Source organism: Trinickia violacea (assembly GCF_005280735.1).
In the GTDB taxonomy this organism is placed as follows: Bacteria; Pseudomonadota; Gammaproteobacteria; order Burkholderiales; family Burkholderiaceae; genus Trinickia_A; species Trinickia_A violacea.
In genome coordinates this window covers 3,597,095-3,607,978 of sequence record NZ_CP040077.1, presented here as the reverse complement: position 1 = coordinate 3,607,978, position 10,884 = coordinate 3,597,095, and the positions used below count along the sequence as shown (strand labels likewise).

Below are 10,884 nucleotides of genomic sequence, written 5' to 3'. Positions count from 1 at the left end.
CTCTAGTACTTGAGCCAGAACACGCGCAAATAGCTCGCCGACGATTTCGACGCCGCGCGATCGATCGCATACAGCTTGTGACGCGCCGTGTCGGTCGCGACGCCGCGGGCGTTCTGGAAGTCGTCGGCGAGCACGTCGACAGTGCCGTCCGGTGCGATCTTGCACAGTCCGCTCCGGTTGCATTTCGTATAGAGCGTGCCGCTCGCATCGACGGCCAGCAGGTCGGGGCTGTCGATTTTTGCGAACGTCGCCGCCGACGTGAGCGGCTGCGGAGCGTTCAGCAATTGCTCGACGTTCGCTTCGACGATGCGATTGTTGGCCTGATCCGAGACGAACACGGTGCCGCTGAAAACCGCCACGCCGACTGGCTTGCCGAGCCCCGTCAGCAGATCGCGCTCGAGGGCGGTGTGCGTCGCCGCGTCATAGGTCAACAGGCTCAGCCCGCCTTGCGGCGGGCTCGCGCCGTCCTTGACGAACCAGGTCGAGAGCAGCTCGCCTTCGCCCACCGATACAAGCCCGAGCCGGCGTCGCGCGGGATCGGGGCCGCTCAGCGCCGCGACTGCGCCGCGGTCAGTGATCGCATAGACGGCGCTTGCCGTGCCGAACCCGAAGCGCTCGGCGAACAGCACACCCGAGGGAGAAAACGTCAATTGGCTCAGCGCATTCGCCTGGTCCGACACGACCGGAATCGCGGCGTAAGCCGTGAAGGTCACGCCGTCGGCGGAAGTCAACACGGTGTTGGTGCGATCGTCCGTGATGAACACGGCGCCATCCGAGGGACGCACGGCAACGCCGTTCGAATGGGCGTCGAGCGGGATGCGTTTCGGTGCGGCGAGGCCGAACGCGATGCCTTGCGGCGAGATGCCGAACGCGTGCCCGCCGCAGGCGCTGAGTGCGACGACGGCAACCGTCGTGATCAATGCGCGGGACATACGTGCCGCAAGTGCTACCAGTGCCGCTGCTCTGAAACCCCTCTGCCGCCAACGCATGTCTTCTCCTGTCGACCAGAGTTGGCGCTTTAGCGCCCTACTCTGGTCCCATGCAAAGCTTGGTATTCGCAGGCTATGCCGATTCGTACATAGAGTAGATGCTCGCCTGGGGATGGGTGCCGGATGCCCCTATCGATATCGTTGTGTCCACGCGGTCGCAAATCGCGAAGATGCTCGAAAAGTGCGACCTCGAACGTCGAATCAGCCGCTTGACGCATCAGAAATAGACTTTCTCGCGCGTAGAAGAATAAGGGGGATTCGACTGCGTCGGCATCAAGTGAACAGCGATTTGTCGCGCGCCGCGTCGTAGTCTATGCATCGACTGCGCTGGCGATCCAATTCCCCACGCTGGCCATCTGGATCGTTCGGTTTTACGCGCTACATGATCGATCTTCACCGATGGTCGGATCTGCTTTTGCCGAATTCTGTTCGGTGTTCCTTGGCAACTCGCGCCTGCGTTGCTTATCGTGCTGCTTGCGATGGTCATGCGCCGGCATTTCGCGGCGCGAAGCTGAGTTGGTTCGCGAGGGTCATTGGGCCGAGTGGCGCCTACGCAAGGCCCGGAAAGCAAAAAGCCCAGTCACGAGGACTGGGCTTTTTGCTTGATTCAGTTGGTGCCGGAAAGAGGAATCGAACCCCCGACCTTCGCATTACGAATGCGCTGCTCTACCGTCTGAGCTATTCCGGCATCAGAGAAACGCGATTATAGACGCGCTTTCGGCCGGTTGGCAACACCTTTGCTCATTTTTTTATTCGAGGTGGTAGCGGGTCACGCGGTCGACCTCGTTTTTCGAGCCGAGGAACACTGCGACGCGCTCGTGCAGACTCTTCGGCTGAATTTCCAGGATGCGCTGCTTGCCGTTTGTGGCGGCGCCGCCGGCTTGCTCGACGATGAACGCCATCGGATTCGCCTCGTACATCAGACGCAGCTTGCCGGGCTTGTCCGGCGTGCGCTTGTCGGCCGGGTACATGAAGACGCCGCCGCGGTTCAGGATGCGATGCACGTCGGCGACCATCGACGCGATCCAGCGCATGTTGAAGTCGGCCTGGCGCGGACCTTCCTTGCCGGCGTTCAGCTCGCCGATGTACTTCTGCACGGGCGGATACCAATGACGCGCGTTCGACGCGTTGATCGCGTATTCGCGCGTGTCGACCGGAATGCGCAAGTCGGCGTGCGTGAGCACCCACGAGCCGAGTTCGCGATCGAGCGTGAAGCAGTTCACGCCGTTGCCGGTCGTGAGCACGAGCACCGACTGCGGGCCGTACACCGCGTAGCCGGCCGCGACTTGCTGCGTGCCGGGTTGCAGGAACGATTGTTCGGTTGCCTGCTGGCCGTCCGGGCAGCGCAGCACCGAGAAGATCGTGCCGATCGACACGTTGACGTCGATGTTCGATGAGCCGTCGAGCGGGTCGAACACCAGCAGATATTCGCCGCGCGGATAGTTGGCCGGGATCGGGAAGACGTGCTCCATTTCTTCCGACGCCATCGCCGCGAGGTTGCCGCCCCATTCGTTCGCGTCGAGCAGAATTTCGTTCGAGAGAATGTCGAGCTTCTTTTGCACCTCGCCCTGGATGTTCTCGCTGCCGGCCGAGCCGAGCGCGTCGCCCAGCGCACCCTTGCTGACGTGAAAGCTGATGCTCTTGCACGCGCGCGCGACGACTTCGATCAAAAGGCGCAGATCGGCGGGCAGGTTGTTCGTCTCGCGCTGCTGCTCGATCAGGTATTTCGTGAGGGTGGTACGTCGTTGCAATGACATTGCTGTACTCCGGTATGGCAAGGGGATGCCCTCGATTTTACCCGCCGGCCTGTGGCCGTCTGGTGTCTTTTTGCGCTGGAGCGAACGTTGGCGGCGCAAAGCAGGTTTCCTGGCGCGGCTGGAGCGGCGGCCGTTTAGTCTGCGGCCTTGGCGCGCTTTGCCGCGCCGGCTGCCACGCGGGCTGCCACGCGGGCGACCGGGCGCGGTGCCTTGGGGCGCTTTGGGCGCAGGTTGGCCGGCAGCGGCTCGACTTCGCGTTCGATCTGTGCACCGGCGGTATCGGTCGCGACACGCAGGTCGTGCGTGTTCTGGAGATTCAGCCAGAACGTTGCGCTGGTGCCGAAATAGCGGGCGAGACGCAGTGCCGTTTCCGGCGAAACGGCGCGCTTGCCGCGCACGACATCGTTGATGCGTGGCGCTGGCACGCGCAGCGCGAGGGCGAGCGCATTGACGGACATGCCGAGCGGCTCGAGAAAATCCGAGCGCAGGATCTCGCCCGGGTGCACGGCGGCGATCCGCTCGCCAGTGCCGATGTCGGTAAAGTCGGCGCGCTTGAGCGCCGCGCGTTCGATAGCCATGTCGGCCCCCCGATCAGTGATAGTCGACGATTTCGACATTCAGTGCTTCGCCCTCGACGAAGTGAAAGCAGATCCGCCATTGCGCATTGATGCGGATGCTCCACTGGCCGCTGCGATCGCCCTGCAGCGCCTCCAGACGATTGCCGGGCGGCGCGTACAGATCTTCAAGCGTGACGGCCGCATCGATCAGCAGCAGCTTGCGGTGCGCGCCCGCTTGGATATGGCGGGGCAGCGAATGGACGACATACCCTTCGAATACCGCCGCGGTGGCTTTGTCGCCGAATGTCTTGATCATGGGGATGATATAACGCATCGCGTTAAACGTAAACCATCAAATGAGTTGCGTATCACTGTCGCTCGTTCGGCGTGCCGCCGCCAGTCATCCGGACGGCCAGGCGCAAAAGACAGGCGAAAAAAAACCGGCACCGAAGTGCCGGTTTCAACCGGATAAGGCGGCGTCAGCGCGACGCCCGAAAAGCGGGCTAGCCGCAGTGAGCTAGTCCAGGCTGCCGTGCATTCCCCGCCACGCTCACACGAGCGCTTTCTCGACGATCTCGCGCACATCGCGCGATTTCACCTGCGAAGCCACCTGCTCGAGCGCCGCGCGCATCTTCTCGCGCAGGACCGGCGTATAGCGCCGCCACAACTCGAGCGCGCGCGCCAGGCGTGCGGCCACCTGCGGATTCAGCGCGTCGAGCGCGATCACCTGCTCGGCCCAGAACGCGTAGCCGGAGCCGTCTTCCGCGTGGAATTGCGCCGGGTTCGCCGAGCAGAAGCTGAAGATCAGCGAGCGGGCGCGATTCGGGTTCTTGATGTTGAACGCGGGGTGCGTCATCAGCTTGCGCACGACGTCGATGATCGGCCGTGCCGCGCTGCCGCGCTGCGTCGCTTGCAAGGCGAACCACTTGTCGATCACGAGCGGCTCTTTCTCGAAGCGGCGATAGAAATCGGCGAGAGCGCTTTCCGCCGCCGGCGTCTCCTTCGACGTGGAAGCCGCGAGCAGGGCGGAGAGCGCGGCCGCGCGGTCGGTCATGTTGTTCGCTTCGGCGTATTGCGCGGTGGCGAGCTTGACGGCATCGGCCGGATCGTCGAGTTCGGCGAGGTAGGCGAGCGCGAGGTTCTTGAGGCCGCGATGCCCCGCGGCTTCCGGCGTCGGCGCGTAGGCGCCGGGCGTGCGATGGCGGTCGTAGATCGCGAGCCACGCTTCGCGCAAGGCAGCGGCGAGGCGCTTGCGCACGAACTGACGCGCGCGATGCACGGCGGCCGGGTTCGACTCGGCCATCTGCTCCGCCAGGTACGCTTCGGACGGCAACATCAGCGCGAGTTCGCGGAACGCCGGCGACAGCGTCTCGTCGGTCAGCACGCGCGCAAACGCGGTCACGACCGAGTCGTCGAGCTGCAACGGCGCGTTCTCGGCTGCGCGCGCGGCGAGCGCGAGCAGCTCACGCGTCGCGAGCCGCTGGCCTGCTTCCCAGCGGTTGAACGGGTCGCTGTCGTGCGCGAGCAGGAACGCGAGTTCGTCGGCCGTGTAGTCGTATTCGACGACCACCGGCGCCGAGAAATTGCGCAGCAGCGACGGCAGCGGCGCCTCGCGCACATCGACGAACGTGAAGGTCTGCTCGGTCTCGGTGAAGTCGAGCACGCGCGTCGTGCCCGAAGCGGCGCTTTCGCCTTCGAGACGCAGCGGCAGATCGGCGCCGTCGCGTCCGATCAGGCCGATCGCAAACGGAATCAAGAGCGGGCCTTTTTGCGTCGCGCGCGCAGCCGGCGCAGCGTCGCCGTAGCCTTGCTTCAGCGTGACGGTGTAGCGCTGGGCATCGGCGTCATAGGCCGTCTCGACCGTGACGCGCGGCGTGCCCGCCTGGCTGTACCAGCGCTCGAATTGAGCCAGGTCGCGGCCGTTCGCATCGGCAAGCGCGAGGCGGAAGTCGTCGCACGCGACGGCCTGCCCATCGTGCCGCTTGAAGTACAGGTCCATGCCGCGCCGGAAGCCGTCGCGGCCGAACAGCGTTTGATACATCCGCACGACTTCCGCGCCTTTCTCGTAGACGGTCATCGTGTAGAAGTTGTTGATCTCGACGTAGCTCTCGGGACGCACCGGGTGCGCCATCGGGCCGGAGTCCTCGGCGAACTGCATCTGGCGCAGCACGCGCACGTCCTCGATGCGCTTGACCGCGCGCGCCGTTTCGTCAGTCGCGCCGCCCGCCATGTCGGCCGAGAACTCCTGGTCGCGGAACACGGTCAGGCCTTCCTTCAGGCTCAGCTGGAACCAGTCGCGGCAGGTGACGCGGTTGCCCGTCCAGTTGTGGAAGTATTCGTGGCCGACCACGGCTTCGATGTTCGCGAAGTCGGTATCGGTCGCCGTTTCCGGATTCGCGAGCACGTACTTCGTATTGAAGATGTTGAGCCCTTTGTTTTCCATCGCGCCCATGTTGAAGTCGCTCACGGCGACGATCATGAAGCGATCCAGGTCGAGCTCGAGACCGAAGCGCTCCTCGTCCCAGCGGATCGAATGAATGAGCGACTCCATCGCGTGGCGGGTCTTGTCGAGATCGTGCGGCTCGACCCACACCTGCAGGAGCTTTTCCTTGCCCGAGACGCTCTTGATGCGCTCTTCGAGTGCGACGAGGCGTCCGGCGACGAGCGCGAACAGGTAGCTCGGCTTCTTGAACGGGTCTTCCCACTTCGCGAAGTGGCGGCCGTCGGCGAGGTCGCCTTCTTCGATCAGGTTGCCGTTGGAGAGCAGCACCGGGTAGGCGGCCTTGTCGGCGCGCAGCGTGACCGTGTAGGTGGTCATCACATCGGGCCGGTCGAGGAAGTACGTGATGCGGCGAAAGCCTTCGGCTTCGCACTGCGTGAAGAAATTGTCGCTCGACACATAGAGGCCCGAGAGCGTCGTGTTCTCGGCGGGCGCGCAGGCGCTGACGATGGTCAGCTCGAACGTGTCGGGCACGTCGTCGAGCGTGAGCCCGTGTTCGTGCGCGCGTGCGGCCGCGTGCGGCACGCCGTTCACGGCAACCGAGACGAGCTCGAGCTGCTCGCCCATCAATTCGAGGCGCGCGGCGCGCGCCGCGTCGGGGTTGCGCCGCATGCGCATCGAGTTCTTGACGATCGTGCGCGCGGGCACGAGGTCGAATTCAAGCGTGACGGAATCGATCAGGAAAGCGGGCGGGGCGTAGTCGGCGCGGTGGATGACGGCGGGGGTAGCGGTATCGGTCATGGCTTTCGGATGAAAAAACCTTGAGAATCGGCTCGCGCAACGGTGGCTGGCGAGGCTGCCGGGCCATTGTACAAAGCCTGCGCCCGGTTGTGAGGGTCGAACTTTTTGTGTCCGGCTCTAGTCAGCGTATTATCGGGCCGCCCGCGCGCGGTGCCCGGGCAACGAAAGCAATACGAGGATGACCATGAAGTTCGACCAGTTCAGGCGCGGCGCCATGCTGCTCCTGGCGGCGTTTGCCGCGCTGCTGTCCGGCTGTACGACCTACGTGACGACCCAGGTCACGGCCTTCTCCGACTGGGGCAACGGCAGCGACGCCACGCGCACCTACGCGTTCGCGCGCTCGCCATCCCAAGAAAACAGCCTTGAACAACGCACCTACGAAAACACCGTCGCCAACGAACTGGCGATGTATTCGTTCAAGCAGGCGCCGGCCACCGAGGCGCGCTATTGGGTCGGCTTGACCTACTCGATCAAGGGCGACATGGCGACGGTGTCGCAGCCGGTCTATTACGCGCCTCCGCCCGCCTTTGGGCCGTACTGGGGCCCCAACCCGTGGGGGCCGTGGGGTCCCTGGGGCCCGTATCCGTCGGGCTACGTGACGCAGAGCTTCCCGGTCTATACGCATACGCTCGGCATCCGCATCACCGAGCGCACGACGGGCAAGGAGGTCTATAACGTGACGGCGCGCAATGCCAACGAGGATCCGTCGCTCGTCACTTCGATGCCGTACCTCGTGCGCAGCGCGCTGGATGGTTTCCCGGCCGGCAACGGCGCGGTGCGCACGGTGAAGATTGCCGTGGACAAGAACAGCGGCGCATCGAACGAAGTCGCGGCGCCGACTCCGGCGGCCGCATCGGGCGCCGCTTCTGCCTCCGCGCCTTCCGCCTCACCTAAGCCGGCGCAATAACGAACCGGCCGTAGCACATGGGCCGCGGCGCCTCGCGCCGCGGCCCTTCTTTCATCAGACGCCGACGCCAAAGAGCGCGAGCGCTCCCAGCACGACGAACATCACCGCTGCGATGCCGTGGACGACCTTGGTCGGCAGCCGGTGCGCGAAGCGGTCGCCGAGCACGATGGCCGGCACGTTGGCGATCATCATCCCGAGCGTCGTGCCCGCGACAACTCCGAAGAAGTCGTGAAAGCGCGCGGCGAGGGCGACGGTGGCGATCTGCGTCTTGTCGCCCATCTCCGCGAGAAAGAACGTGATGACGGTGGTGCCGAACACGCCGAGATGGGAGCGGTTGGTGTTCGCCTCGCCCTCATCGAGTTTGTCCGGCACGAGAATCCAGAGCCCCATGCCGAGGAACGAGGCGGCGAGCGCCCAGCGCATGACGGTCGGCGTGAGGATCGAGCCGAGCCACGTGCCGAGCGCGCCGGCGCCCGCGTGGTTGATGAGCGTGGCGGCGAGCACGCCGAGAATGATCGGGATGGGCTTGCGATAGCGCGCAGCGAGGACGAGCGAGAGCAATTGAGTCTTGTCGCCGATTTCGGCGAGCGCGACCGCTCCGGTCGAGATCAGAAAGGCTTGGTCCACTTGTTGAAATTATCCCCGGGCCGAGATGAGTGCGAGCGCGACGATCCACGTCAGCACCGGGCCCTAAAGCGGTGTGCATGGATCATCGGTCTCGCCAGGCCCAGAGGCTGCGTCTGCCATGGCCGGTCAGGCCAAGTTTGTTGACAGGCGCCCCCGCCGGATCACGTGTGGCACGCAGCTTGAATGACGCCGGCGCGTATCGTGCGGCGGGGCGGCTACTCCCCAATGAGGGGCGGAGTATAGCACAGGGTTTTTTGCGGCGGCCAGCTTGGCGTGCCGTGTGGCGCCGGCGTATGAGTCACCGGTATTTGCGGCGCGTTGTAGTTTAATTGAAAGATAGTTAAGAATTGCGAATTTGACAAAATCGCCTTGATCTGCAAAAGAAAATGCACGCTACTGCAAACGAAAATGCGCTTTAGCGGGTCTTTAGATAGAAGATTTCGCCAGAATCGGCGCGTCGCGCAAAAGATACGAACGCATTAACACACTGTTTTTAAGACATAAATTTAAGTATGATGCCGGCGGGCGTCGGGGGATGCCCAAAGCTATTGAAGTCAAAGAGCGGTCAACCCTCAATCAACAACGGCATTCTGCCGTTAACAACGAAACCTAAAACAAGACTGGACCAATCCGGGTTGACTTGCGCGCCGCGCGTTCGGTGTAAATGACCGTTCGCTTTGTCTCGCACGGCGACTGGCCGTCCAATGGGCCACCCACATTCGAACGCGAACACCGTTATGCCCGATTTGCACTGGACGATTCCGGTTGCTCGCTGGTCATCATGGCCTGCCGCCGCCGCGACACCCGATATCAGTTTTATCGACCCGCTCGTGCGTCGCCGCCTGAGTTCGCTTTCGAAAATGGCGCTCAAGGTCGCGCACGACTGCGTCGGCGAGTACCGCAGCGTGCGCGTCGTGTTCGCGTCGCGGCACGGCGAATTGCGTCGCACGGGCGACATCTTGGGTGATATCGCGGCAAACCGGTCCGTGTCGCCTACGGCTTTCAGCCTTTCCGTGCTCAATGCGGTGACCGGCGTCTTCGGCATCGGACGCGGCGACCGCTCCGCGGCGACTGCGATCTCGTCGGGAGCGGAAACGCTCGGCTATGCGCTGCTCGAAGCCCATGCGCAATACGAAAGCGATTCGTCGACGCCTGTGCTCGTCGTTTATGCAGACGAGCCCGCGGCTGCCGTCTACGGTCCGGTGGACGATGAAATCGAAGGCGGGGCGCTCGCGATCCTGATCGACGCTGCCGCGCCGGCACGCTTCGCATGCACGATCGAGGAGGGCGAGCCGGCGTCGTCGACGCCGTGTTTCGCCACGCAAAGCGCAGCCGTCCTGCATTGCATGACGCAACACGCGCGCGGCGCGTGGCAAAGCCAAAGCGCGGGCCGCATATGGCACTGGGCGTGGCAGGGAGCGGCGGCATGAATCACGATATCCCGAACACCCTGCGCGGCGATTCGGTCGATGGAGCGGCCCGCGGATTCGGCGCGCGGCTCGATTACCACTGGCGGCTCATCGCGACCGCGCTCGCCTTCGTCGTGTTCGGCGTGTGCGGCGTCTTCTTTTCGATTCTCGTTTTTCCGATTGCTTGCTTGTGGCCGCATCGGGCGACGCGCCAGCTCGCCGTCACGCTCTTGATCCACAAGTTCTTCCGCGCGCTCGTCGCCGTGCTGCAAGTGATCGGCGTGATGGAGCTCGACGTGAAGGGGGCCGAAGCGCTGCGCACGAGCGGTCCTGCGCTCGTCGTCGCCAATCACCCCACCTATCTCGACGTGATGGTGCTCCTCGCGTTGACGCCGCGCGCGTGCTGCGTCGTCAAGAACGTGCACTGGGGCAACCCCTGCTTCTGGGGCATCGTGCGTGCGGCTGAATACGTGAGCAACGCCGACCCCGCCGAGCTCGTCGAAGCCGGCTCGCGCCAGCTTGCGGCCGGCTACACGATGATCGTGTTCCCCGAGGGCACGCGCAGCCCTGCGCGCGATCGCCTGCACCCGTTCTCACGCGGCTTCGCTCATATGGCGCTGAAAGCCGGGATCCCGATTCTGCCAGTCCTGGTGGATTGCGATCCGCCCGCGTTCACGAAAGCGATGCGCTGGTACGACGTGCCGCCGCGACGTTTTCGCATGCGCATCGCCGTGCTCGAGCCGCTCGCACTCGAGCGTCTTGCGGCCGCGGATGCGCCGCCCGCGCTCGCGGCCCGCACCGTTACCCACGCAGTAGAAGCCCACATCACCGAGCACTTGTTCGAACATGGATTCGCTAACACTGGAAATTAAAACGCTGCTGATAGAGGCGCTCGATTTGGAAGACCTGAGCCCGGCCGACATCGACGACGACGCCCCGCTCTTCAGCACCGACGGCGTCGGCCTCGATTCAATCGACGCGCTCGAAATCGGCATCATGCTGCGCAACCGCTATCAGTTGACCATTGCCGCCAACGACGAGCACACGCGCGAGCACTTCCGCTCGATCGCCACGCTCGCCGCATTCGTGCGGAGCCAGCGCGAAGCCGCCGAAGCAGACAGCAATATCGAAACGCAAGGGGAATAGGACGTGACGGACGCAGAGATTCTCGAGCGCATTCGCGCCATCTTCAAAGAAAACTTCGCGATCGAGCCGGAGCGCGTGACGCCGGAAGCACATCTGTTCGAAGACCTCGATCTCGACAGCATCGATGCGGTCGATCTGGCGATCAAGCTGCAAGAGATGACCGGACGCCGCATCAAGCCGGAAGAATTCAAGCAGGTGCGTACCGTCGGCGATGTGATCGGCGCGGTCGAGTCGCTGCTCGCGGCTTGACG

Annotated in this window: 11 protein-coding genes, 1 tRNA gene and 1 riboswitch; of the genes, 5 read left to right on the top strand and 7 right to left on the bottom strand. The window is 64.1% G+C overall.

Translation table 11 applies throughout. From position 1 onward, the window contains the following. Nucleotides 1-2: 2 nt before the first annotated feature. The 6 genes from FAZ95_RS16505 to pepN all read right to left on the bottom strand — a co-directional run bounded on the left by FAZ95_RS16505 (nt 3) and on the right by pepN (nt 6,544). Nucleotides 3-932: an NHL repeat-containing protein gene (locus tag FAZ95_RS16505; protein WP_137333431.1), complete on the bottom strand. Its 930-nt coding sequence runs from the start codon at nt 930-932 to the stop codon at nt 3-5. A 669-nt stretch (nt 933-1,601) separates the two neighbouring features. Further along, nucleotides 1,602-1,677 (bottom strand) — tRNA-Thr (locus FAZ95_RS16500). Nucleotides 1,678-1,738: 61 nt separating this feature from the next. Next, the gene (locus FAZ95_RS16495; RefSeq protein ID WP_137333430.1) at nt 1,739-2,746 is read right to left on the bottom strand and encodes a class 1 fructose-bisphosphatase; all 1,008 of its coding nucleotides are present in this window, start codon (nt 2,744-2,746) and stop codon (nt 1,739-1,741) included. Between the two features lie 134 nt (nt 2,747-2,880). Next, a complete protein-coding gene (locus FAZ95_RS16490) occupies nt 2,881-3,324 on the bottom strand; it encodes a HigA family addiction module antitoxin (RefSeq protein ID WP_137334590.1) in 444 nt (147 codons plus the stop codon). Between the two features lie 13 nt (nt 3,325-3,337). Then, the gene (locus tag FAZ95_RS16485) at nt 3,338-3,619 is read right to left on the bottom strand and encodes a type II toxin-antitoxin system RelE/ParE family toxin (protein ID WP_137334591.1); all 282 of its coding nucleotides are present in this window, start codon (nt 3,617-3,619) and stop codon (nt 3,338-3,340) included. A gap of 234 nt (nt 3,620-3,853) precedes the next feature. Next, nucleotides 3,854-6,544, bottom strand: a complete 2,691-nt coding sequence (gene pepN, locus FAZ95_RS16480; protein WP_137333429.1) for an aminopeptidase N — start codon at nt 6,542-6,544, stop codon at nt 3,854-3,856. Nucleotides 6,545-6,728: 184 nt separating this feature from the next. On the opposite strand from pepN, the gene FAZ95_RS16475 reads away from it, so the two are divergent. Further along, the gene (locus FAZ95_RS16475; RefSeq protein ID WP_137333428.1) at nt 6,729-7,451 is read left to right on the top strand and encodes a DUF4136 domain-containing protein; all 723 of its coding nucleotides are present in this window, start codon (nt 6,729-6,731) and stop codon (nt 7,449-7,451) included. Between the two features lie 54 nt (nt 7,452-7,505). Here the strand turns inward: FAZ95_RS16475 and FAZ95_RS16470 are convergent, their stop codons facing one another. Then, nucleotides 7,506-8,078: a TMEM165/GDT1 family protein gene (locus FAZ95_RS16470; RefSeq protein ID WP_137333427.1), complete on the bottom strand. Its 573-nt coding sequence runs from the start codon at nt 8,076-8,078 to the stop codon at nt 7,506-7,508. A 43-nt stretch (nt 8,079-8,121) separates the two neighbouring features. Further along, a riboswitch (yybP-ykoY riboswitch) is annotated at nt 8,122-8,314 on the bottom strand. Nucleotides 8,315-8,815: 501 nt separating this feature from the next. Here FAZ95_RS16470 and FAZ95_RS16465 point away from each other — a divergent pair. The 4 genes from FAZ95_RS16465 to FAZ95_RS16450 are packed head-to-tail and all read left to right on the top strand — an operon-like array spanning nt 8,816 to nt 10,882. Next, nucleotides 8,816-9,508, top strand: a complete 693-nt coding sequence (locus tag FAZ95_RS16465; RefSeq protein WP_137333426.1) for a beta-ketoacyl synthase chain length factor — start codon at nt 8,816-8,818, stop codon at nt 9,506-9,508. Next, nucleotides 9,505-10,359, top strand: a complete 855-nt coding sequence (locus FAZ95_RS16460) for a lysophospholipid acyltransferase family protein (RefSeq protein ID WP_137333425.1) — start codon at nt 9,505-9,507, stop codon at nt 10,357-10,359. The genes FAZ95_RS16465 and FAZ95_RS16460 overlap by 4 nt, the downstream gene beginning before the upstream one ends. Beyond that, complete coding sequence (locus tag FAZ95_RS16455) at nt 10,334-10,633, top strand: phosphopantetheine-binding protein (protein WP_137333424.1); 300 nt, start codon at nt 10,334-10,336, stop codon at nt 10,631-10,633. The genes FAZ95_RS16460 and FAZ95_RS16455 overlap by 26 nt, the downstream gene beginning before the upstream one ends. A 3-nt stretch (nt 10,634-10,636) precedes the next feature. Beyond that, on the top strand, nt 10,637-10,882 hold the full coding sequence (locus tag FAZ95_RS16450) for an acyl carrier protein (RefSeq protein ID WP_137333423.1): 246 nt from the start codon (nt 10,637-10,639) through the stop codon (nt 10,880-10,882). The last annotated feature ends 2 nt before the right edge of the window (nt 10,883-10,884 follow it).

Bases quoted from the DNA above. Each gene is read 5' to 3' on its own strand.
- FAZ95_RS16490 (WP_137334590.1), bottom strand. From the start codon at position 3,324: ATGGCTATCGAACGCGCGGCGCTCAAGCGCGCCGACTTTACCGACATC.
- FAZ95_RS16475 (WP_137333428.1), top strand. From the start codon at position 6,729: ATGAAGTTCGACCAGTTCAGGCGCGGCGCCATGCTGCTCCTGGCGGCG.
- FAZ95_RS16485 (WP_137334591.1), bottom strand. From the start codon at position 3,619: ATGATCAAGACATTCGGCGACAAAGCCACCGCGGCGGTATTCGAAGGG.
- FAZ95_RS16505 (WP_137333431.1), bottom strand. From the start codon at position 932: ATGTCCCGCGCATTGATCACGACGGTTGCCGTCGTCGCACTCAGCGCC.
- FAZ95_RS16495 (WP_137333430.1), bottom strand. From the start codon at position 2,746: ATGTCATTGCAACGACGTACCACCCTCACGAAATACCTGATCGAGCAG.
- FAZ95_RS16460 (WP_137333425.1), top strand. From the start codon at position 9,505: ATGAATCACGATATCCCGAACACCCTGCGCGGCGATTCGGTCGATGGA.
- FAZ95_RS16455 (WP_137333424.1), top strand. From the start codon at position 10,334: ATGGATTCGCTAACACTGGAAATTAAAACGCTGCTGATAGAGGCGCTC.
- pepN (WP_137333429.1), bottom strand. From the start codon at position 6,544: ATGACCGATACCGCTACCCCCGCCGTCATCCACCGCGCCGACTACGCC.
- FAZ95_RS16465 (WP_137333426.1), top strand. From the start codon at position 8,816: ATGCCCGATTTGCACTGGACGATTCCGGTTGCTCGCTGGTCATCATGG.